Here is a 23,866-nt window from a genome sequence, read left to right on the forward strand (position 1 = left end):
AATTAAGCCAGTTACTAAATATAAAAGTTATATTTGAGAGTTTGATCCTGGCTCAGGATGAACGCTGGCGGCGTGCCTAACACATGCAAGTCGAGCGGAGAAATATTAGCTTGCTAATGTTTCTCAGCGGCGGACGGGTGAGTAACGCGTGGGTAACCTGCCCTGTACACTTGGATAACACACCGAAAGGTGTGCTAATACAAGATGATATCAAAGGAAGGCATCTTCTTTTGATCAAAGCTTTTGCGGTACAGGATGGGCCCGCGTCCCATTAGCTAGTTGGTGGGGTAACGGCCTACCAAGGCGACGATGGGTAGCCGACCTGAGAGGGTGATCGGCCACACTGGAACTGAGACACGGTCCAGACTCCTACGGGAGGCAGCAGTGGGGAATATTGCACAATGGGCGAAAGCCTGATGCAGCAACGCCGCGTGAACGATGAAGGCCTTCGGGTCGTAAAGTTCTGTCCTTGAGGAAGAATTCTGACGGTACTCAAGGAGGAAGCCCCGGCTAACTACGTGCCAGCAGCCGCGGTAATACGTAGGGGGCTAGCGTTATCCGGAATTACTGGGCGTAAAGGGTGCGTAGGCGGCCCTTCAAGTCAGAGGTGAAAGGCTACGGCTCAACCGTAGTAAGCCTTTGAAACTGTTGGGCTTGAGTGCAGGAGAGGAGAGTGGAATTCCCAGTGTAGCGGTGAAATGCGTAGATATTGGGAGGAACACCGGTTGCGAAGGCGGCTCTCTGGACTGCAACTGACGCTGAGGCACGAAAGCGTGGGGAGCAAACAGGATTAGATACCCTGGTAGTCCACGCCGTAAACGATGAGTGCTAGGTGTCGGGAGTTACCCCTCTCGGTGCCGTAGTTAACGCATTAAGCACTCCGCCTGGGGAGTACGCTCGCAAGAGTGAAACTCAAAGGAATTGACGGGGACCCGCACAAGCAGCGGAGCATGTGGTTTAATTCGAAGCAACGCGAAGAACCTTACCTAGGCTTGACATCCCTTAGACAGCTCCTTAATCGGAGCCTTCCCTTCGGGGACTGAGGTGACAGGTGGTGCATGGTTGTCGTCAGCTCGTGTCGTGAGATGTTGGGTTAAGTCCCGCAACGAGCGCAACCCTTACTTTTAGTTGCCAGCATTAAGTTGGGCACTCTAAAGGGACTGCCGAGGATAACTCGGAGGAAGGTGGGGATGACGTCAAATCATCATGCCCCTTATGCCTAGGGCTACACACGTGCTACAATGGCCAGTACAGAGGGCTGCAAGGTCGTGAGGCTGAGCTAATCCCTTAAAGCTGGTCTCAGTTCGGATTGCAGGCTGAAACTCGCCTGCATGAAGCTGGAGTTGCTAGTAATCGCGGATCAGAATGCCGCGGTGAATACGTTCCCGGGTCTTGTACACACCGCCCGTCACACCATGGGAGTCGGGGGCACCCGAAGTCAGCTACCTAACCGCAAGGAGGGGGCTGCCGAAGGTGAAATCGATGACTGGGGTGAAGTCGTAACAAGGTAGCCGTATCGGAAGGTGCGGCTGGATCACCTCCTTTCTAAGGAGTTTTACCTGCTGTTTAGTTTTCAGCGTTCATTGCTGAAAACGTGGGGATGTAGCTCAGCTGGGAGAGCACCTGCCTTGCACGCAGGGGGTCAGGAGTTCGATCCTCCTCATCTCCACCAATTAGCACTTAGTTAAAGTGCTTTAGCACTTTGAAAATTGCATAGCATTATAGCTGGTCAAGTTATTAAGGGCGCAGGGCGGATGCCTTGGCACCAAGAGCCGATGAAGGACGTGGTAAGCTGCGATAAGCTTCGGGGAGGTGCAAGCAACCTTTGATCCGGAGATTTCCGAATGGGGAAACCCACCTAGAGTAATGTCTAGGTATCCTTAGATGAATACATAGTCTAAGGAGGGGAACCAGGGGAACTGAAACATCTAAGTACCCTGAGGAAGAGAAAGAAAATTCGATTCCCTAAGTAGCGGCGAGCGAAAGGGGATTAGCCCAAACCTATAAAGCTTCGCTTTGTAGGGGTTGCGGATATGCTCTTTAGAAAGTTAGTAGTGTAGTCGAAGAGGTCTGGAAAGGCCCACCACAGAAGGTAACAGTCCTGTAGATTAAACACGAAACCTTTTGAGCATACTCCAGAGTACCACGGGACACGTGAAACCCTGTGGGAAGCAGGGGGGACCACCCCCCAAGGCTAAATACTACTTGGTGACCGATAGCGCATAGTACCGTGAGGGAAAGGTGAAAAGAACCCCGGGAGGGGAGTGAAATAGAACCTGAAACCCTGTGCCTACAAGCTGTGGAAGCACATTTTTAGTGTGACCGCGTACTTTTTGTAGAACGGGCCAACGAGTTACGGTAAGTAGCAAGGTTAAGGGCTTAAGGTCTGGAGCCGCAGCGAAAGCGAGTCTTAAATGGGCGTTTTAGTTACTTGCCGTAGACCCGAAACCAGGCGACCTACCCATGGACAGGATGAAGCGAAAGTAAAATTTCGTGGAGGTCCGAACCCACGCACGTTGAAAAGTGCGGGGATGAGCTGTGGGTAGCGGTGAAATTCCAATCGAGCTTGGAGATAGCTGGTTCTCCCCGAAATAGCTTTAGGGCTAGCCTCGAGCTTAGAGAAAAGGAGGTAGAGCACTGACTGTCCTAGGGGCCCTTTGGGTTACCGAAGACTATCAAACTCCGAATGCCTTATTCTTTTGCTCGGGAGTCAGACTATGGGTGATAAGATTCATAGTCAAGAGGGAAACAGCCCAGACCGTCAGCTAAGGTCCCTAAGTATGAGTTAAGTGGAAAAGGATGTGGGATTGCACAGACAACCAGGATGTTGGCTTAGAAGCAGCCATTCATTTAAAGAGTGCGTAATAGCTCACTGGTCGAGTGATCCTGCGCCGAAAATTACCGGGGCTAAAACTCATCACCGAAGCTACGGCATCCGTAAGGATGGGTAGGGGAGCATTCTCTAAGGGCTGAAGCTAAACCGTAAGGATTAGTGGACTTTAGAGAAGAGAGAATGTTGGCATGAGTAGCGAGACGTGGGTGAGAATCCCACGGGCCGAAAACCTAAGGTTTCCTGAGGAAGGTTCGTCCGCTCAGGGTTAGTCGGGACCTAAGCCGAGGCCGATTGGCGTAGGCGATGGACAACAGGTTGAGATTCCTGTACCACCAATTACCGTTTGAGGGATGGGATGACGCAGAAGGATAGGCTATCCTACCGCTGGTCGCGTAGGTCCAAGCATCAAGGGAGTTAAGATAGGCAAATCCGTCTTAACATATCCTAAGGTGTGATGGGGAGCGAATTTAAGTAGCGAAGTAGCTGATTTCATGCTGCCAAGAAAAGTCTCTACCGAGGTAAGAGGTGCCCGTACCGCAAACCGACACAGGTAGGTGAGGAGAGAATCCTAAGGCCAGCGAGAGAACCCTTGTTAAGGAACTCGGCAAAATGACCCCGTAACTTCGGGAGAAGGGGTGCCTCGTTAGGGTGTATGCCCGAGGAGGCCGCAGAGAATAGGCCCAAGCGACTGTTTACCAAAAACACAGGTCTCTGCTAAATCGAAAGATGATGTATAGGGGCTGACGCCTGCCCGGTGCTGGAAGGTTAAGGGGATGTGTTAGCTTTTGCGAAGCACTGAACTTAAGCCCCAGTAAACGGCGGCCGTAACTATAACGGTCCTAAGGTAGCGAAATTCCTTGTCGGGTAAGTTCCGACCCGCACGAAAGGCGTAACGATTTGGGCACTGTCTCAACAAGGGACTCGGTGAAATTGTAATTCCAGTGAAGATGCTGGATACCTGCGACAGGACGGAAAGACCCCATGGAGCTTTACTGTAGCTTGACATTGGATCTTGATACTACATGTACAGGATAGGTGGGAGGCCAAGAAGCCGGGACGCCAGTTTCGGTGGAGCCATCCTTGGGATACCACCCTTGTAGTATTGGGATTCTAACCATAGACCGTGAATCCGGTCTTGGGACACTGTCAGGTGGGCAGTTTGACTGGGGCGGTCGCCTCCTAAAAAGTAACGGAGGCGCCCAAAGGTTCCCTCAGCACGGTCGGAAATCGTGCATAGAGTGTAAAGGCAAAAGGGAGCTTGATTGCAAGACATACAGGTCGAGCAAGGACGAAAGTCGGGCTTAGTGATCCGGTGGTACCGAGTGGAAGGGCCATCGCTCAACGGATAAAAGCTACCCTGGGGATAACAGGCTGATCTCCCCCAAGAGTCCACATCGACGGGGAGGTTTGGCACCTCGATGTCGGCTCATCACATCCTGGGGCTGTAGTAGGTCCCAAGGGTTGGGCTGTTCGCCCATTAAAGTGGTACGCGAGCTGGGTTCAGAACGTCGTGAGACAGTTCGGTCCCTATCCGTCGCAGGCGTAGGAAATTTGAGAGGAGCTGTCCTTAGTACGAGAGGACCGGGATGGACATACCTCTGGTGCACCAGTTGTCACGCCAGTGGCACAGCTGGGTAGCTATGTATGGACTGGATAAGCGCTGAAAGCATCTAAGCGCGAAGCCACCCTCAAGATAAGATTTCCCACTTTTTAAGGTAAGACCCCAAGAAGACTACTTGGTTGATAGGCTCAAGGTGTAAGCGCAGCAATGTGTTTAGCTTATGAGTACTAATAGGTCGAGGACTTGACCAAAAATGCTATGCAGTTTTGAAAGTGCTGTTAATTTAATTCACATTATAAAAGATTATGTGGTTACTATAGCAAGGAGGATACACCTGTTCCCATTCCGAACACAGAAGTTAAGCTCCTTTGCGCCGATGGTACTTGGAGGGAAGCCTCCTGGGAGAGTAGGACGTAGCCACATATTTTTTGGCTCTTTGTCAATAGTTGGGGTAGGGTTGACATCAATCCTACTCCATTACTATATTTGAACCTATTTTAATATAGCCATAGAGTTTTGCATGTTTTTGGGTACACTAAATAAACCTAACTAAAATGTAGGAATTTTATGGTGTTTAATTAGTACAGTGAATAATTCTATTTCGGAATCTATGGAAATTCTTAATTCCAAAGGAAACACGTTTTAATACCTTAATCTTGTTATTAAATCCTTCAGTGGGGCCATTTGTATAACCATATTTAAAGGCATTTCTTATTTCATTAACCCATCTTCTATATGTAGCTGCACATTTTTCAAACTCTTCTATTTTAGAGCTTTCTGCATTTTTAATCCAATTGATTAAAGCATCACTTTGATAAGAATAATTATTACTTTGACATATCTCATAAAACCATTCTTTTAACTTATGCGCAACGCGCAGGTCATCGTTATACAATAGCATTAAGTCAACTGCTTTTTTGTTTTCATCTTGAAGTTTATGATAACGGGTAAGTATAAGTTTTCTACTTCGTTTGTAATATTTTCTAAGATTAAGTGGCATATTTTTTTGTATACGCTTTCTAACATTTTCAATAGCCCAAGTGACTTGTCTAATAAAATGATATTTATCAATAATAATTTTAGCATTAGGAAAATAAATTTTTGCTAGATCAGTATATGGTTGCCACATATCACAAACAAAAAATTGAACATTACATCTTTCTTTACGGGAAAATTTGTTAAAGTAACTTATAAGATGATTTTGAGACCTATCCGCAAGGATATCTAATACCTTATTTTTCTCGCCATCAACAAGTATACATTGATACCTTCCGGTTTCAGCATTACCCTTAAACTCATCAATGCAAAGAACTTTTGGAAGAGTAGGTATACTGTAATTAACATAGTTAAAGATACGAGTAACCGTAGAAACAGATACATTAGCAGATTTAGCTATTGAAGTCATACTAGTAACTTTAGTAAGTTCATTGCAAATAAGCGCTTAGTCATGCGGTTATAACGGGGAAGAAAGTCGTAATGCTCATAAAATCTTTTACCACATGAACATACATATCGCCTTTTTCGTAGCACAAGGAATACATGTTTAAACTGCAACGGCAAATCCTTAATTAATTGATTTCTATAATCATGAACCCTAGAAGTTAAGCAGCCGCAGGCAGGGCAAGTATGTTCACGTGGATTGGTTTTTATATATATTTTTATAAAAGAATCCTCATGAGAAATTTTATTTATTTTTACGCCTTGTAAATTTAGTAATTTATTGATAAAATTAGAGTGCACTTGTGAATAAATCTCCTTTCTATGTTTTTTTTTAAGGTCAATTAACATTTTAGCAGATTTATTTCACAAGTGCTTTTATTATGCCAAAAAATAAATGTTGAAGCACAATATTTCATGCCCCCCAACATTTATTATAGAACCTATTTTTTTATTTCAAGAAAATCTCCTGTGAATGACAGGAGATTTTTTTATGACTTTTTACTATAATTACTTAGTTTAGTATATAATCTAATAGTGGAGGTGATTGTATGGATACTGTAAATAGAAGAAAAAACATAGAGAAATTAATATATGAAAGTAATAACCCACTAAAGGGAAGTTACTTATCTAAATTACTAAATGTAAGTAGACAAGTTATAGTACAAGATATAGCTATATTAAGAGCTCAAGGAGTAAATATAATAGCAACTCCTCAAGGTTATATAATTCCTAAGACTAATAATTCAATCATTAAAACAATAGCATCTAATCATTTTACAATAGATGAAATGAAAGATGAACTAGAGATAATTGTAGACAATGGTGGAAAAGTAATAGATGTAATTGTAGAGCACCCTATATATGGAGAAATAAAAGGTATACTAAATATATCGTCAAGAAGAGATTTAGATGAGTTTATAGAAAAAGTAAAAAATACAAAATCTCAACCTATATCAAAACTTACAAATGGAATACATTTTCACAATATAGAGGTGAAAGATAATGAAAGTTATATATCAATAGTTAATAAATTAAAAGAAAAGGGATACTTGATAAAAGAATAATAAAGTGATATATTTTTTATATACAGGTGACAAGACAGGTGAAAATACATTTATAAGGAGAAGATGAAAGATGAATAATGATATAGTAATAAAAGAAATAGAAAAAATAAAAAAAGAAAATAATATAAAAATATTTGCACATAATTATCAAAACTATGAAGTCCAACAAGTAGCAGACTATATAGGAGACTCTTTTTATTTGACTAAATTAGCAAGAGAAATAGATGCCCAAACTATAATCATGTGCGGAGTAGATTTTATGGCAGAAACTATAAAAATTCTTTCGCCTGATAAAAAAGTTATACTTCCAGTAAAAGAAGCAACATGTCCTATGGCAAACATGATAAAAGCCAAAGATATAGAAAACTTTAAGAAAGAAAACAATGATTTTGCTGTTGTTGCATATATAAATACTAGTGCTGATGTAAAAGCTGTAGCAGATATATGTGTTACATCATCAAATGCTGTAAAAGTTATAGAATCATTAGAAGAAAATAATATATTATTTGTGCCTGATATAAATTTAGGAAATTATATTTCAAAAATGGTCAAAAGTAAAAATATAATTTCGTGGAATGGATATTGTCCTATTCATGATAAAGTAACAAAACAAGAAGTAATAAATATGAAAAATAAATATCCAAATGCTCCTGTTTTAGTTCATCCAGAGTGTAGACAAGAAGTAATAGAGGTTTCAGATTTTGTAGGATCAACCTCTGAAATAATAGAATATGCTTCAAAGTTAGATGCAAAAGAAATTACAATAGGAACTGAAACCGGTACACTCCATGTACTTAGAAGGCTAAATCCAGGTAAAAAGTTTAGACTTTTATCAAATAATCTTATATGTATAAATATGAAAAAAACTACTCTAGAAGATGTTTATAATGCAGTAGTAGGAAACAGTGGATATGAGGTTAAAGTACAGGAAGATATAAGAGTTAAAGCAAAGAATAGTTTAGAAAGAATGATAGAACTTGCAAGGTAGAAAAATGCAATATGATGTAATTATTGTAGGATCAGGTGTATCAGGCCTATATACAAGTATAAATCTTGATAGCAACTTAAGTGTACTTGTTTTATCAAAGTCATCACTAGAAAATAATAATTCTAACTTAGCTCAAGGTGGAATAGCAGCAGCATTAGAAGAAGATGAAGAACAAGATCATATAAAAGATACATTAATTGCTGGTAATTATAAAAATAACATAGATAATTTAAAACTGATGATTAAAGAAGCTAAAAAAGATATAGAAAAACTAATAAGTATAGGAGTAGAATTTGATAAAGATAAACAAGGAAATTTATTAAAAACTTTAGAGGGTGGTCACTCTAGAAAAAGAATTATTCATCACAAAGATGCAACAGGAAAGGAAGTTTTATCTAAACTAATACAAGTAGCAACTGAAGCTGAAAATATAGATATAATTGAAAATGCATTTGTTTATGATGCATGCAAAATAAATGATAGCTTTATTGTAAGTGCTATATATGAAGATAATAAAGTTTTAAAATTTAGATGTAGATATTTAGTATTAGCAACAGGTGGTTTAGGAAAGATATATAAATATACAACAAATTCATCAATAGCAACTGGAGATGGAATTGCAATAGCTTATTTACTAGGAGCTAAAATATCTAATTTAAATCTAATACAGTTTCACCCAACTGCTTTATGTGAAGAAAATGAGGAAAGGTTTTTAATTTCTGAAGCTGTAAGAGGAGAAGGGGCTCATCTGGTAGACCAAAATGGATATAGATTTATGGAATTATATGATGATAGAAAGGAACTTGCACCTAGAGATATTGTATCATTAAGCATACTAAAAGAAATGAAAAGGAAAAATTATAAATGTGTATATCTTGATATATCACACAAAGACAAGGACTTTATAAAAGAGAGATTTCCGAATATATATAAAAAATGTCTTGATATAGGAATAGATATAACTAATGAAAAAATTCCTGTAACACCTGTTCAGCATTACTTAATGGGAGGAATATATGTAAATAAAAATGGACAAACCACTATAAACAGATTGTATGCTGTAGGAGAGTGTAGCTATACAGGGGTTCACGGAAATAATAGATTAGCAAGCAATTCATTACTAGAGTGTTTAGTGTTTTCAAGACTTGCAGCAAGACATATAAGCTTAAGAAAAAGAAAATGTCTTAATAATATATTTAAAGAAGATATATTCAAAGAAGATAAATACTGTATAGGTATAAATAAAATAAACTTTAATTACAAGAAGCAAATACAAGATATAATGCAAAGAGCATATTTTATACAACTAGATGTCAATAGTGCTATACATGGAATAGGTGTAATAGATAATATTTTAAATGATTTAAAAGAATTGAATTATGTAAAAGATATACATTTTTATGAAATAAGAAACATGTGTATTGTATCAAAACTAATATTACAGGAGAGCATAAGAAATGTTAAATAATTTTATAGTAGATGAAATTATAAAAAAGGCCCTAATAGAAGATATACACTACGTAGATATTACAACAGATAATTTGATAGATGAAGAATGTAAATCATATGCCTATATTTTGGCAAAAGAAGAAGGAGTACTGTGTGGTATTCAAATCGCCAAAAGAGTTTTTGAGATCATTGATGAAAAGGTAGAGTTTCACGTGTTACACAACGATTCAGATCATATAAAGAAGGGAGATATAATAGCAAAGCTTTACGGAAGCACTAGGAGTTTATTAAAAGGAGAAAGGTTAGCTCTTAATATTTTACAAAGACTTTCTGGAATAGCTACAAAGACTAATAAAATAGTTAATTTAGTTAAAGATTATAAAGTAAGGATTGTAGATACAAGAAAAACAACACCAAATCTTAGAGCTCTTGAAAAATATGCTGTTAAGGTTGGAGGAGGGTATAATCATAGATATAATTTGTCAGAATCAGTCATGATAAAAGATAATCATATAAAAGCTGTAGGATCCATAACAATGGCTGTTGATAAGATAAAAAGTAAAATTGGACATACTATAAAGGTAGAAATAGAAGTTAAAAATATAGATGAATTTAAGGAAGCTATAAGCACAGATGTAGATATAATAATGCTAGACAATATGAATATTGAAGACATAAAAGAATGTGTAAAATTAAATAAAAGAAGGTGTGTACTAGAAGTATCAGGAAATATAACTGAAGATACGGTATTAAATGTAGCTAAAACAGGTATTGATGTAATATCTATTGGAGAGTTAACACATTCAGTAAAATCTTTGGATATATCTATGAAAATAGAGTAAATAGGAGGAATAAATTTGAGAGAATATCTTACCAAAACTTTAAATGGGATGGCACTAGGATTATTTTCATCTCTTATAATAGGGCTTATACTTAAGCAAATAGGAGATATATCTGGTATGGAGGCTTTATCTACGTTTGGGAGAACAGCTCAAATGCTCATGGGTCCTGCGATAGGAGCAGGAGTTGCATATTCTCTTTCAGCTCCTCCACTTGTAGTATTCGCATCTTTAGTAACAGGAGCAATAGGCGCGGGAACTATAGTATCAGTTGATGGACAAACTCTTATAAAAATAGGAGAGCCAGCAGGAGCATTTGTAGCTGCTTTAATAGGAGCTGAGATTGGAAGAAGAATAAATGGAAAAACGAAAGTGGATATAGTTTTGGTTCCAGCAACTACAATAGTAGTTGGTGGTTTTACAGGAATTTTTATAGCTCCAATAGTTGCAGCTTTTATGAATAATTTAGGTTCATTTATTAACAAAGCGACAGAGTTACAACCTATACCTATGGGAATAATTCTTTCAGTAGTTATGGGTATGATTTTAACATTACCTATAAGTTCTGCAGCACTATCTATAGCGCTAGGTCTTGAAGGTATAGCAGCAGGAGCAGCATTAGTAGGATGTTGTAGTCAAATGATAGGATTTGCAGTAAGTTCATATAGAGAAAACAAATTAGGAGGTTTAATAGCTCAAGGTCTAGGCACATCTATGCTTCAAGTTCCAAATATAATAAAAAATCCTTTAATATGGATACCTCCTATTGTAACAAGTGCTATATTAGGCCCGGTAGCAACTGTAGTATTTAAAATGAAAAGTAATAGTATAGGAGCTGGAATGGGTACAAGTGGACTTGTAGGTCAAATAGCTACAATATCTGTTATGGGAAAAGAAGTCTTACCTTTAATTATCCTTATACATTTTATACTTCCAGCTATAATAACTTTAGTGATATCTGAATATATGAGGAAAAAGGGATTAATAAAATATGGAGATATGAAACTTAGAAGTTAACATAAAATGTGCACTAATACAATAAAGTATTAGTGCACGTTTTGTTTTTAGTGTAAAATATAATTTAAGGGAGGGGTTATATTGAAAACAGTAGATAAAAGAATAACTTTAGTTTTGATAGGAATATTTATATTTTCAATCTTTTTTTCTACAATAGTTCAATTTTTATCTAACTATATGTGGTTTATAGATGTTGGGTATAAAGATATTTATATTAAAAGAGTGTTTTATAGATTTTTTATAGGAATTTTTATATTTGGATTGTTTAACTTTATCATGTACTTTTATTTTACTAGTATAAAGAAAAAATATTACAAAAGTATAAATATATTATATTCAAAGGAAGAAGAGAAAAAATCAAGGCTTAAAATTTTAACTATCTCATCGTTAATATCTTTATTGTTTAGTGTATCAGTATCTTCAAGCATGTGGATGGATATATTGAAATTCAAAAATTTTACTTTGTTTGGTTTAACAGATCCTATATTCAATAAAGATATATCGTTTTATGTATTTAAACTTCCTGTAATAAAAGATATTGTTAATATAATTTCATTTTCTTTGATACTTTTAATGGTTTTTACATTAATATATTACATAATTCTAACTTCTAATAAAGAAATATTAAGATTTAGTAGGAGTGAATGGATACATTTTGATATAAAGAAAATATATAACAGTGCATTTGATAGTATAGTATATATAATCTGTTTATTTTTTGTAGTTTTGGCGATACAAAATTATTTATCATCTTTTGATATACTATATTCTAAAAGAGGAATAGTAACGGGAGCTAGTTTTACAGATGTAAATGTTACACTTTTTGCATATAAAATAAAATCTATTATAAGTTTATTTACAGCAGTGCTCATAATATTAGGAAGGAAAAAAAGAAATATAAAGCTAATAGCTATAGGACCTATATTAATAGTGTTTGTAGGAGTAGCATCACTTATAGCAGAAAATATAGTTCAAAATCTTATTGTATCTCCAAATGAAATAGCTAAGGAATCTAAGTATATAAAATATAACATGGATTATACAAAAAAGGCTTATGGATTAGGTAATATAAAGCAGGAAGAATTTTTAGCCTTAGATAACTTAAGCTTTGAAGATATACAAAATAACAAAGAAACTATAAGTAATATTCCTATAAATGATTATAGACCTACTCTTCAAACATATAATCAACTTCAGGGAATAAGAAGCTATTATAGATTTAATGATATAGATATAGATAGATATATAATAGATGGAAAATTGACACAAGTATTTTTGTCAGCAAGAGAAATAGATAAATCAAAACTTCCTTCACAAGCTCAAACTTGGATAAATAAACATTTAAAATACACTCACGGGTATGGAATTGTAATGTCTCCTGTAAATGATATAACAAGTAGTGGGCAACCTAAAACTATAATAAGAAATATTCCACCAGTGAGTGAGTTTAAGCAGCTAGCAGTTAAAAGGCCTGAAATATATTTCGGAGAACTTACAAATGATTATATAGTTATAAATACTAAAGAAGATGAGTTTAGCTATCCAAAGGGAGAAACAAATGCTTTTACAAGATATGAAGGAACAGCAGGAATAAAATTAAATCTTTTAAACAGAATACTCTACTCAATAGATACTAAAAGTCTAAAGTTATTAGTTTCTACAGCAATAAATTCAGATAGTAGAATAATTATAAACAGAAATATAAATGATAGAATAAAAGCTATAGCTCCTTTTATAGAATATGATGAAGATCCATATATAGTATTAGTAGATGGAAAACTGTATTGGATAGTTGATGGATATACTACTACTGAAAGATATCCATATTCACAAGTTTATGAAGATAGTAATATTAACTATATAAGAAACTCAGTAAAAGTAGTTATAGATGCTTATAATGGAGATGTAGATTTCTATATAGTTGATGATAACGACCCTATAATAAAAACTTACTCGAAAATATTCAAAGACTTGTTTAAATCAATAGATAAAATGCCACAAGGAATAAAAAGGCACCTAAGATATCCTCAACATATATTCGATATACAGGCAAAAGTTTATGCTACATATCATATGAAAGATGTTGGTGTATTTTATAACAAAGAAGATCAATGGGAAATAGCAACAGAGATATATCAAGGAAAAAATGATCCTATTGAGGTAGAGTCTAATTATATCGTATTCAAGCTACCTAATGAGGATAGAGCTGAATTTTTACTAACTGTTCCATATACCCCAAGAGGAAAACAAAATATGACAGCTCTTTTAGTTGCAAGGAATGATTTAGAAAAATATGGCCAAATTATTCTGTATAAGTTCCCTAAAGATAAAAATGTATTAGGACCTTACCAAATAGAATCAAGAATAAACCAAGACCCAGAAATATCTAGAAATCTAACACAATGGGATAGTGGAGGATCTAAAGTAATAAGAGGTCATATGATAACCGTACCTATACAAGATTCACTTTTATATGTTGAACCTTTATATATAAAATCAGATTCAAAAGAAAGTATACCTGAAGTTAAAAAAATAATAATGTTATATAAAGATAAAATAGTTATAGAAAATTCTTTACAAGAAGCATTAGATAGCCTTTTTAAAAATGGAGAAAAACAAAAGGATAAAGAATTTGTTTACGACCAAGATAATTTAATTACTAAAGCTAATGAAATTTATAATAAAGCACAACAGGCAATGAAAGAAGGTAATTTCTCAGATTATGGTAAGTATATACAAGAGTTAGGGGAAGTGTTAAGAAAATTAGAATCAGAAAATAGATAAAAGGAGGTTAAATTTTGCAAATAGATATAATACAGGAAATAAATAAGTATATCGTTGTTTATGGAATGGATATATTAACATCTATAGCTGTATTAGTAGTTGGTATATATCTATCTAGAAAACTTAGAAAAATAACAAGAAAGTTTTTAGAAAAGGCAGGCATAGATTTATCATTAGTTGGATTTATTTCTCAACTTGTTTATATATTAGGGATAGTATTTGTAGGTGTAACTGTTTTAAATAAGTTAGGAATGCCAACTACATCGTTTGTAACTGTACTTGGTGCTGCTGGATTTGCGGTAGGTTTAGCTCTTCAGGGCTCACTTTCAAATTTTGCATCTGGTGTTTTGATACTAGTATTTAAGCCATTTAGAGTAAAAGATGTAATACAAACTTCGGATATTTTAGGAGCAGTTGAAGAAATACAAATATTTAACACTATATTAAGAACATTTGATAACAAAACTATAATAATACCTAACTCAAAGCTAACATCAGACAAAATAATAAATTATACTCTTCAAGATAAAAGAAGAATAGATTTTGAGTTTGGGGTATCTTATGATAGTGATATAGTTAAAGTTAAGAATGTTATAAGGGAAATATTTGATAAAGATGAAAGAATTCTTAAAGATCCAATGCCTATAATAGGAGTTTTAGAATTTGCTGATAGTTGTATAAAAATAGTTGCAAGACCATGGGTTATAACTGAAAACTACTGGCCAGTATATTTTGATGTAATGGAGAAAGTAAAATATGAATTTGATAAAAATGATATAGTAATACCTTACCCTCAAAGGGTTATACATTTAAGAAATGATGAAAAAATATAAAAAATGTAGTTTAAAATTATAAGTTAAGGGGTAAGTATAAAGTACACAAATTATACTAAAGGGAGGAATGTATGGTGAAAAGTTTAAAAGGAACACAAACACTAGAAAATTTAATGAAAGCATTTGCTGGAGAATCACAAGCTAGAAACAGATATACTTTCTATGCAGAGAGAGCTTTAGAAGAAGGATATGATCAGATAGCAGAGTTATTTATAGAAACTGCTGACAATGAAAAAGTACATGCAGAAATATTCTTTAACCACATAAAAAATGGATTAGAAGGAGAAGAATTTCCTTATCCAGTAGATATAAAAGCTACATATCCTGTTGCAATATCATCTACACTAGAAAACTTAAAGGCTGCAGCTATGGGAGAAAATGAGGAGTGGGATAAATTATATCCTGAGTTTGCTGATATAGCAGAAAAAGAAGGGTTTAAAGATGTAGCAGTTTCATTTAGAATGATAGCTAAAGTTGAAGCAAAACACGAAGAAAGATTCTTAAAATTAGCTAAGAATGTAGATGAAGGAAAAGTATTTAAGAAAGATACAAAAGTTGAATGGAAATGTAGAGTATGTGGATATATTCATGAAGGAGAATCAGCACCTAAACTATGTCCAACATGTAAAGTAGAACAAGACTACTTTGAAATGCATTGCGAAAATTATTAATAATATGATTGAAATATATATATAAAAGTAGTATAATATGCAATAAATGGATACAATAATAAATAAAAGCGGTGAAAGAAAGTAGTAGAAATATCTATTGTTTTCAGAGAGTGGATGGTAGGTGCAAATCCATAACAATGTATTTCGAATCCGTTCTTGAGCTGTCAAGGTGAAATTATAGTATCCTTGATCGTTTAGTCTACGTTACAGACTGAGAGAGGGCCTTTTGGTCAATCAGGGTGGCAACGCGGAAGCATAAGCTTTCGTCCCTTTTGGGACGAAGGCTTTTATTTTTTGTATTACAAAAGGAGGTTTTGTATGCTAGATATAAAAAGAATAAGAAATGATTTAGAAAACATAAAGACACTAATGCAAAAACGTGGAGAGAAAGATTTTGATTTAGATAAGGTAATAAGCTTAGATGACAAAAGAAGAGAAATACTTCAAGAAGTAGAAAAAATGAAAAATGAGCAAAATGTAACATCAAAACAAATACCTATTTTAAAAAAAGAAGGAAAAGATACAACTGAAATAATGGAGAGAATGAAAAATCTTTCTGAAACTATCAAAAAACTTGATGAAGAAGTTAAAAAAGTTGAAAGTGAAATAGAATATCATTTACTTAGAATACCTAATGTTCCAAATCCAGACGTTCCTCAAGGAAATTCAGACGAAGATAATGTAGAGGTAAGAAGATGGGGATGCGTTACAAACTTTAATTTCGAACCTAAAGCTCACTGGGATATAGGGGTTGATCTTGGAATATTAGATTTTGAAACTGCTTCCAAAATTACAGGATCAAGATTTACTTTGTACAAAGGATTAGGAGCAAGACTTGAAAGAGCAGTTATAAATTTCTTTTTAGATACTCATATTTATGAGAGTGGGTATACAGAAGTATTACCACCATTTATAGCTAATAGAAACAGTTTTATAGGAACAGGACAGCTTCCTAAGTTTGAGGAAGATATGTTTAAGCTTTCAGGTGTTGATTATTTCTTAGTTCCAACAGCTGAAGTTCCTGTTACAAATATTCATATGAATGAGATAATAGATGGAGATAAGCTTCCTATACAATACTGTGCATATACTCCATGTTTTAGAGCTGAAGCAGGATCTGCAGGAAGAGATACAAGAGGGCTTATAAGACAACACCAGTTTAACAAAGTTGAGTTAGTTCATTTTGTTAAACCTGAGGATTCATATGATACTTTAGAGAAATTAACTAATAATGCAGAAAAAGTACTGCAAAAACTTAATCTTCCTTACAGAGTTGTTAAGATTTGTTCAGGAGATTTAGGATTTACAGCTGCATTTAAGTATGATATAGAAGTTTGGATGCCAAGCTATAATAGATATGTTGAAATATCTTCTTGTTCAAACTTTGAAGATTTCCAAGCAAGAAGAGCAGGGATAAGATTTAAGAGAGATAAAAAGGCAAAAGCCGAATATGTTCATACACTAAATGGATCAGGAGTTGCTGTTGGTAGAACAGTTGCGGCTATATTAGAAAACTTCCAACAAGAAGACGGATCTGTAATTATACCAGAAGTTTTAAGACCTTATATGGGTGGAGTTGAAAAAATACAAAAATAAATATTTTAAATCCCCTGCTATGCAGGGGGTTTGAATATTATTACATATATGGATATAATATAAGTTTAGGATAGATTGACAAACATATTATTTTAATATATTATATTAAATGTAACACATTTAGAGGAGGAAAAATGAACGACCTTCTTTTTATGCAGGAAGCTTTAAAAGAAGCATATAAAGCTTATATTAAAGGTGAGGTTCCAGTAGGAGCCGTAATCGTAAAAGATGATAAAGTTATAGCCAAAGCTCATAATCTAAGAGAAACATTGAAAGATCCAACATCTCATGCAGAGATAATAGCAATAAGAAAAGCTACGGACGTTATAAATGACTGGAGATTAACAGGATGCACATTATATGTTACTATAGAGCCATGCCCTATGTGTGCAGGAGCTATTTTACAAAGTAGAATAGATAGGCTTGTAGTTGGATCTAAAGATGAGAAAGGTGGAGCTTGTGGTTCAAGAATAGATTTAATGAAACATAATTTATTCAATCATAATGTAGATGTAACGTTTGGAATATTAGAAAATGAATGTTCAGATATAATGAAAAACTTTTTTAAAACTTTAAGACGCAAATAAAAGTGGAGAGATGGCCGAGTTGGTTGAAGGCGCTCGCCTGGAAAGCGTGTAGACAGGGATAACTTGTCTCGCGGGTTCGAATCCCGCTCTCTCCGCCATTGGGAAAAGTTTATAAAGTTTGCTGTGCTAGACGGGGAGGTAGCGGTGCCTTGTAACCTGCAATCCGCTATAGCAGGGTTTAAGTCCATCTGGAGGGCTATAAGCTGTAGGGCAGCCCTAGGTAAGTGGCGATGATATTTGGGTCCTGCGCAATAAAAGCTCACAAACCCCGCCAGGTCCGGAAGGAAGCAACGGTAAGTGATAACTTTTATGTGCCGCAGGGGTGCCTAAATTGAGCTAACTGCCTAGGTAGCGCTTATGGCTATAGTTCGAATGATGGTGCACAGCATTTAATATAACAAACTATCCTCATCAGAATTTTCTGGTGGGGATTTTTGACTTTATATTATATAATATTTAGGTATTATATATTTTGAGGTGATATTATGCATAAAGCTTTATATAGAGTATATAGGCCTATCAAATTTGAAGATATATTAGGACAAGATCATATAATTAAAACTCTTAAAAATCAAATAAAAAGTAACAATATAGGACATGCTTATTTGTTTTGTGGGAGTAGGGGTACTGGTAAAACTTCTACAGCTAAAGTGTTTGCAAGAGCGGTAAATTGTTTAGGTGAAGATGAAAAACCTTGTAATGAGTGTAATGTGTGTAAAAGTATTTTATCAGAAGAAATAATGGATGTAATAGAGATAGACGCAGCATCTAATAACGGTGTAGACGATATAAGGGAACTAAGGGAAAATGTTAAATATCCTCCATCTGTAGGTAAATATAAAGTTTATATAATAGATGAAGTGCATATGTTATCCCAAGGGGCGTTTAATGCTTTACTAAAAACACTAGAGGAACCTCCAAAACATATAATATTTATATTAGCTACAACAGAACCACACAAAATACCTGCTACAATATTATCAAGATGTCAAAGATTTGATTTTAAAAGAGTAACAGTTACGGATATAGTTTATAGAATGAAGATGATCTGCAGTGATTTAGGTATAAGTGTAGATGATAAAGGGCTAAATTTAATAGCAAAAAGCTCAGAGGGAGCTTTAAGAGATGCGCTAAGTATGCTAGATCAAGTTATATCATATAGTAAAAATGATATAACTTATGATGATATAGTAGAGCTTTTAGGTATAGTAGATTCTAGTTTTTTACTAAAGATAACAGATCATATAATAAATAAAGATACAAAACTGATTCTTAATACAATAAATGATCTAATTGTTTGGGGAAAAGATATAAAGCAATTTTTAAATGATTTAATAGATCATTTTAGAAATCTTATGATATGTAAAGTTTCTAAAGATGTAGGTGATATACTAATTTTTACTGAAGAGTATATAAATGATCTAAAAAATCAAAGTGAGGATATAAGTTTAAATGAGATAATAAGAATAATTAATATACTTTCAAATTGTGAAAATAATATAAAATATTCATCAAACCAAAGAGTATTGTTAGAGGTAGCATTGATTAAAGCGTGTCAGGCATCACTTGATGAAGCGAAAGAGTCAATAGTTAGTAGATTAGAAAATTTAGAAAAAATAATTTTATCAGGAGTTAAAATAGACACATCAAAAGAAGAATCTAATACTAATAAGGTAAAGAAAATAGAAAATAATAAGATAGTTAAAAGTGATACGAATATAAAAGAAAAAATACTTCCAGAAATATTAGATTATATGAAAAAAGATAGACAAGTACCTGTGGCTGCAATGCTTAAGGAAGCAGATAAATTTATTGTAGAAGATAACACTTTTGTTATAATTTTTAAAGATGCTCATAATTTCCTTAAAGAAACCTTAAGCAAGGAAGAAAAAAGACAATATGTACAGAAAGTTATAAATAACATACTAAATCAAAATCTCAAAGTTTCATTTTTTCTAGAATCAGAAAGAATAATAAATAATGAAAATACAGAAGATGAAGGTATAAAAATACTAGAGAAAATTTTTGATAAAGATTTAATCCAGGTAAAAGAGTAATATATAATATGGTATAATGTTAATAAATTTTTCTAAGGAGGTATATATATATGGCAAAAAGAGGTTTTCCAGGAGTGCCTGGTAATATGAATAACATGTTAAAACAAGTTCAAAAGATGCAAAGAGAAATGGAAAAAATGCAAAATGAACTTGCACAAAAAGAAGTAGAAGCTTCAGTTGGAGGAGGAGCTGTAACTGTTAGAGCAAATGGAAAAAAAGAAATAGTAAGCGTAGAAATAAAACCTGAAGTAGTAGATCCAGATGATATAGAAATGTTACAAGATCTAGTTTTATCTGCTGTAAATGAAGCTTTAAGATCAGCAGATGAGATGATGAATTCTCAAATGAGCAAATTAACAGGTGGAATGAATATTCCGGGGTTATTCTAATGAGTGAATTTATGGAGTATTATTCAGGACCTATATCAAGGCTTATAGAAGAATTTTCAAAGCTACCTGGTATAGGAAGAAAAACAGCTCAAAGACTAGCTTTTCATGTCATAAACATGAATTTAGAAGATGTAGATAGTCTGTCAAAAGCTATAATTGAGGCAAAAAAACAGATTAAATACTGTGCAAGTTGTTGTAATATAACAGATAAAGAAAAATGCGATATATGCTCAAATCAAGGCAGAAGTGAAGAGGTTATATGTGTTGTTGAGGACCCAAGAGATGTATCTGCAATGGAAAGAACAAAAGAGTTTAGAGGCAAATACCATGTTTTACATGGAGTTATATCTCCTATGGATGGAGTAGGTCCTGATATGATAAAGGTTAAGGAATTATTAGTAAGATTGAATAATCCTCAAGTTAAAGAAGTAATACTTGCAACAAATCCGACTATAGAAGGTGAAGCTACAGCTATGTATCTAGCAAGACTTATAAAACCGCTAGGTATAAAAGTTACAAGAATAGCACATGGTCTTCCAGTCGGTGGAGATTTAGAATATGCAGATGAGGTAACTATATCAAAAGCTTTAGAAGGAAGAAGAGAACTATAACTGAGGCGAAAGCTTCAGTTTTTTTTCTTGAAGTAATTTATCTTGTGTTGTATAATTTTTTAGAAATGATTTTTCACACTTAAGGAGAGTGGTTTTATAGATATTATTCGTATCTTCACCAAAGATTGAGTTAAATTATTGTAAAAATTAGGGTAGGGGTGTAACAATGAAAACTATTATCGACTGTGAAGAACATAGAGCTATGAAGGAAAAGAGAAACAAAAAAATTCTTTCAAAGAGTAAAAAACAATTTGATTATGACTATGATGATGAGATAGAGTTTGTAAGAAGCAAAAAGAATAAATCTAAATTAAAAAAGCAAAAAAACTTTAATAATAACTATAAAAACTTTGAATATGACTATGAAGAAGATTTTTATGATCCAGAATACTAAAGCCGGAATAACATCCGGCTTTTATTTGTTTAGTTCATTTGCAATAAGGTCTGCTATATTTTCTGCAGAGTGTAATTTCTTTATAAGACGCATATTATTTTTTATATTTTGTAGCCTATCAGGATTTTCAATGAGAATTTGGATCAAAACTTTTAAGTTGTATTTTGGAGTAGTTTTAAGAGCCAATCCATTATTTAAAAGAAAATCTATATTTTCCTCTTCTTGGCCTGGGATATAATATGGAATTACCATAGGAATTTCTTTTAATATAGCCTCAGTAGTAGTAAGGCCTCCAGGTTTAGAAATTAAAACATCAGATAAAGACATAAGATGACTTATTTTATCAGTAAAAGAAAGAAGTACTACTTTTTTATCTATTCCTAAATCTATAATTTTTTTGATTTTTTCTTTTAGAGAATCATTTCTACCTGTTACAACAATTATTTGTATATCGTAGTTTATATTTAAAAGGTCTAAAAATGCATCTTTTACATTTCCAGCTCCAAAACTGCCTCCCATAAGTAATACAGTAAATTTATCATCAATATTAAATTCTTTTTTAACCGAATCAATATCTTTAATCTCTAGAAAAGACTTTTCAATAGGTATACCAAATGGATAAATTTTATCTTTATGTATACCTTCTTCGATCAAAAGTTGTTTTACAAATTCATCACCAACTATATAAAAGTCAATTTCATCTTGAATCCATGTAGAGTGAATAGTGTAATCTGTTAATATAGACATAATGGGAATATTAAATTTGTGTTTTTTCTTAAGTTTAGATACAGCCATTAAAGGAAAAGGATGAGTTCCTATTATGGCGTCTGGTTTTTTATCGGATATTAATCTGTTTAGTTTTATCATCATGTATCTAAGAAATATATTTTTATTTAGCTCCCTTTTAGATATTGTCCAATCAGATATTTTATACACTTTTCCATAAGCTTTAGGTGTATATATAGCTGATTTTTCGTATCCTTTAGATATTATCTTATCTACTGTAGGACTTACAAATTTTAAACTATCTATAATTTCACTTTGGATATTTCTAGAGCTAAGTGCATCTTGAAGAGCTTTAGCTGCTCTATTATGCCCTCCTCCTGTTGAAGCAGAAAGAATTAAAACTTTTTTCATATGGACCTCCTTTAATATAGGAACTTTAAGGATAAATAAATTGTACTATAAAAGTAAGTATATATCTATCTAAAACTATGTTATACTATAATTAACAGATTATTTAAGGAGGAAGTATATGTTTAAGATAAAAAACTCTATACATTTTTTCATAATTTTACTCATATCATTTATTTTGTTTAGAATGGTGAATAGTTTAGATACTATAACAGTTAATATAAAAACTTTTATATCAATATTAGGTCCTTTTATATGGGCTTTTTCTATAGCTTATCTTTTAAATCCTATGATGTCTTACCTAGAAAGAAACTTTAAAATTAAAAGAGGACTTAGTATAGGAATAGTATATCTTGTAGTTTTAGGATTAATAATAATAACAGCCACAATAGTTTCTCCAAGAATAGTCAAAAGTATAGCACAGATATTAAATGATATGCCAAGTTATATAAATATAACACAGGAGTGGGTAAAAACAAACGTAATCAACTCAAAAATATTAGAAAGATATGGCGTTACAGGTTATGTAGAACAAAATATAAATCAGATATTAATTCAAGTTACTGCATTTTTAGATAAAACACTAAATACATTAGTTGTAAGTATAATAGGATTTACTTCTGTATTTTTTAATCTAATACTTGGTTTGATAATATCTATATATCTTCTTAAAGACAAAGAGCAATTTATAATTAGCATAAAAAAAGTTTTATATGCAGTATTTTCTCAAGACGTAGCAAACTCTATTATAAAATTTGGAACAGAAGTAGATGATATATTTTCACAGTTTATAATAGGAAAATTTATAGATTCTCTCATTATAGCAATATTATGTTTTTTAGGTCTTTTAATACTAAAGATAGACTATCCTATTTTGATAAGTTTAATCATTGGAATAACTAATATGATTCCTTATTTTGGGCCTATAATAGGTATGATTCCAGCAGTAGTAATTACTCTGTTTTATAGTCCTATAAAAGCTTTATGGGTTGCTATATTTATACTTATACTTCAGCAGTTTGATGGATGGGTATTAGGCCCTAAAATATTAGGAGATAAAGTTGGACTTAGTCCTTTTTGGGTAATATTGGCTATAGTTATAGGTGGAGGAACATTCGGCGTATTAGGAATGTTTCTGGGAGTACCTATAATAGCGGTTATTAAAATGATACTAGAAAGATATGTAGCCAAGAAACTCTCTAACAAAAAAATACATATAAAATAAATCTGTTTAAAAAATAGAATTTGGGAAAAATATATGTAAAAGATACAATTTTGTTAGGAGGATTCAAAATGGCTAAAATAGAAATTTATACAAGCAACACTTGCGGATACTGCCATGCAGCAAAAGATTATTTCGACGAGAGAAAAATAGAATATGTTGAACACAACGTTTCAGAAGATAGTACGGCTAGAAAAAAACTTATGAAAATGGGTTATATGTCAGTACCAATTATAGTAATAGATGGAGAAGAGATATTAGGATTTGATAAAACTCGAATAGAAGAGTTGCTCCCTCTTTAAAACTACACTTAGGTGTAGTTTTTATTTTGGAAATTTTTCTAAAGAGGGAAATGACTTTTTTTGTAGAATAATATTTCCGGATATCAAAAATGGAA

General features: G+C 33.6%; 19 protein-coding genes, 2 tRNA genes, 3 rRNA genes, 1 other RNA gene and 1 other annotated feature. Of the genes, 22 read left to right on the top strand and 3 right to left on the bottom strand.

Annotated features, from left to right (window positions below):
• Positions 1-29: 29 nt before the first annotated feature.
• The 4 genes from JWYL7_RS09315 (at position 30) to rrf (ending at position 4,817) form a co-directional block, all read left to right on the top strand.
• Positions 30-1,545 (top strand): 16S ribosomal RNA (locus JWYL7_RS09315).
• Positions 1,546-1,596: 51 nt separating this feature from the next.
• Positions 1,597-1,672: transfer RNA gene (locus JWYL7_RS09320), tRNA-Ala, on the top strand.
• A 55-nt stretch (positions 1,673-1,727) separates the two neighbouring features.
• Positions 1,728-4,645: ribosomal RNA gene (locus tag JWYL7_RS09325) — 23S ribosomal RNA — on the top strand.
• 55 nt (positions 4,646-4,700) lie between these two features.
• Positions 4,701-4,817: ribosomal RNA gene (gene rrf, locus JWYL7_RS09330) — 5S ribosomal RNA — on the top strand.
• The 16S, 23S and 5S rRNA genes sit together here with 1 tRNA gene alongside, the layout of an rRNA operon.
• 151 nt (positions 4,818-4,968) lie before the next feature.
• Here the strand turns inward: rrf and JWYL7_RS09335 are convergent.
• On the bottom strand, positions 4,969-5,799 hold the full coding sequence (locus JWYL7_RS09335; protein ID WP_331722124.1) for an ISL3 family transposase: 831 nt from the start codon (positions 5,797-5,799) through the stop codon (positions 4,969-4,971).
• On the bottom strand, positions 5,796-6,182 hold the full coding sequence (locus JWYL7_RS10820; RefSeq protein ID WP_331722123.1) for a transposase family protein: 387 nt from the start codon (positions 6,180-6,182) through the stop codon (positions 5,796-5,798). The genes JWYL7_RS09335 and JWYL7_RS10820 overlap by 4 nt, the downstream gene beginning before the upstream one ends.
• A gap of 200 nt (positions 6,183-6,382) precedes the next feature.
• On the opposite strand from JWYL7_RS10820, the gene JWYL7_RS09340 reads away from it, so the two are divergent.
• The 16 genes from JWYL7_RS09340 (at position 6,383) to JWYL7_RS09415 (ending at position 21,113) form a co-directional block, all read left to right on the top strand.
• Entirely contained in the window at positions 6,383-6,898 is a 516-nt protein-coding gene (locus JWYL7_RS09340) for a transcription repressor NadR (protein WP_066072183.1), read from the top strand.
• A 70-nt stretch (positions 6,899-6,968) separates the two neighbouring features.
• The gene (gene nadA / locus JWYL7_RS09345; RefSeq protein ID WP_066072186.1) at positions 6,969-7,886 is read left to right on the top strand and encodes a quinolinate synthase NadA; all 918 of its coding nucleotides are present in this window, start codon (positions 6,969-6,971) and stop codon (positions 7,884-7,886) included.
• 4 nt (positions 7,887-7,890) lie between these two features.
• Complete coding sequence (gene nadB, locus JWYL7_RS09350; protein WP_066072189.1) at positions 7,891-9,354, top strand: L-aspartate oxidase; 1,464 nt, start codon at positions 7,891-7,893, stop codon at positions 9,352-9,354.
• A complete protein-coding gene (gene nadC / locus JWYL7_RS09355) occupies positions 9,344-10,177 on the top strand; it encodes a carboxylating nicotinate-nucleotide diphosphorylase (protein ID WP_066072192.1) in 834 nt (277 codons plus the stop codon). The genes nadB and nadC overlap by 11 nt, the downstream gene beginning before the upstream one ends.
• Before the next feature lie 48 nt (positions 10,178-10,225).
• Positions 10,226-11,191: a PTS sugar transporter subunit IIC gene (locus tag JWYL7_RS09360; protein ID WP_416386126.1), complete on the top strand. Its 966-nt coding sequence runs from the start codon at positions 10,226-10,228 to the stop codon at positions 11,189-11,191.
• A gap of 81 nt (positions 11,192-11,272) precedes the next feature.
• Positions 11,273-13,975 carry a UPF0182 family membrane protein gene (locus JWYL7_RS09365; RefSeq protein ID WP_072280222.1) on the top strand — a complete coding sequence of 901 codons (2,703 nt, stop codon included), beginning with the start codon at positions 11,273-11,275 and terminating at the stop codon, positions 13,973-13,975.
• A 14-nt stretch (positions 13,976-13,989) separates the two neighbouring features.
• Positions 13,990-14,808 carry a mechanosensitive ion channel family protein gene (locus JWYL7_RS09370; RefSeq protein ID WP_066072202.1) on the top strand — a complete coding sequence of 273 codons (819 nt, stop codon included), beginning with the start codon at positions 13,990-13,992 and terminating at the stop codon, positions 14,806-14,808.
• Positions 14,809-14,879: 71 nt separating this feature from the next.
• The gene (gene rbr / locus JWYL7_RS09375; protein WP_066072205.1) at positions 14,880-15,479 is read left to right on the top strand and encodes a rubrerythrin; all 600 of its coding nucleotides are present in this window, start codon (positions 14,880-14,882) and stop codon (positions 15,477-15,479) included.
• A 62-nt stretch (positions 15,480-15,541) separates the two neighbouring features.
• Positions 15,542-15,753 (top strand) — a binding site (T-box leader).
• A 44-nt stretch (positions 15,754-15,797) separates the two neighbouring features.
• Positions 15,798-17,075 carry a serine--tRNA ligase gene (gene serS / locus JWYL7_RS09380; RefSeq protein WP_066072207.1) on the top strand — a complete coding sequence of 426 codons (1,278 nt, stop codon included), beginning with the start codon at positions 15,798-15,800 and terminating at the stop codon, positions 17,073-17,075.
• A gap of 134 nt (positions 17,076-17,209) precedes the next feature.
• Positions 17,210-17,662 (top strand): tRNA adenosine(34) deaminase TadA, encoded by a 453-nt coding sequence (tadA, locus tag JWYL7_RS09385; RefSeq protein WP_066072210.1) that lies wholly within the window; start codon positions 17,210-17,212, stop codon positions 17,660-17,662.
• Between the two features lie 4 nt (positions 17,663-17,666).
• Positions 17,667-17,760, top strand: a tRNA-Ser gene (locus JWYL7_RS09390).
• Positions 17,761-17,783: 23 nt separating this feature from the next.
• Positions 17,784-18,048: signal recognition particle sRNA large type (gene ffs / locus JWYL7_RS09395), an RNA gene on the top strand.
• A gap of 99 nt (positions 18,049-18,147) precedes the next feature.
• Entirely contained in the window at positions 18,148-19,719 is a 1,572-nt protein-coding gene (gene dnaX / locus JWYL7_RS09400) for a DNA polymerase III subunit gamma/tau (protein ID WP_066072213.1), read from the top strand.
• A 50-nt stretch (positions 19,720-19,769) separates the two neighbouring features.
• The gene (locus JWYL7_RS09405; protein ID WP_066072215.1) at positions 19,770-20,108 is read left to right on the top strand and encodes a YbaB/EbfC family nucleoid-associated protein; all 339 of its coding nucleotides are present in this window, start codon (positions 19,770-19,772) and stop codon (positions 20,106-20,108) included.
• Between the two features lie 11 nt (positions 20,109-20,119).
• Positions 20,120-20,719: a recombination mediator RecR gene (gene recR / locus JWYL7_RS09410; protein ID WP_066072496.1), complete on the top strand. Its 600-nt coding sequence runs from the start codon at positions 20,120-20,122 to the stop codon at positions 20,717-20,719.
• 166 nt (positions 20,720-20,885) lie between these two features.
• Positions 20,886-21,113 carry a hypothetical protein gene (locus tag JWYL7_RS09415; RefSeq protein WP_066072218.1) on the top strand — a complete coding sequence of 76 codons (228 nt, stop codon included), beginning with the start codon at positions 20,886-20,888 and terminating at the stop codon, positions 21,111-21,113.
• 21 nt (positions 21,114-21,134) lie between these two features.
• Here JWYL7_RS09415 and JWYL7_RS09420 read toward each other — a convergent pair whose 3' ends face one another.
• Positions 21,135-22,250, bottom strand: a complete 1,116-nt coding sequence (locus JWYL7_RS09420) for an MGDG synthase family glycosyltransferase (RefSeq protein ID WP_066072220.1) — start codon at positions 22,248-22,250, stop codon at positions 21,135-21,137.
• Positions 22,251-22,368: 118 nt separating this feature from the next.
• Between JWYL7_RS09420 and JWYL7_RS09425 the strand changes: the two genes are divergently transcribed.
• A complete protein-coding gene (locus tag JWYL7_RS09425) occupies positions 22,369-23,472 on the top strand; it encodes an AI-2E family transporter (RefSeq protein ID WP_066072223.1) in 1,104 nt (367 codons plus the stop codon).
• Between the two features lie 68 nt (positions 23,473-23,540).
• Positions 23,541-23,771: a glutaredoxin family protein gene (locus JWYL7_RS09430; protein ID WP_066072226.1), complete on the top strand. Its 231-nt coding sequence runs from the start codon at positions 23,541-23,543 to the stop codon at positions 23,769-23,771.
• Positions 23,772-23,866: the final 95 nt, after the last annotated feature.

Origin of the sequence: Alkalithermobacter thermoalcaliphilus JW-YL-7 = DSM 7308 (assembly GCA_001584565.1) — a bacterium.
Classification (GTDB): Bacteria; Bacillota; Clostridia; order Peptostreptococcales; family Peptostreptococcaceae; genus Alkalithermobacter; species Alkalithermobacter thermoalcaliphilus.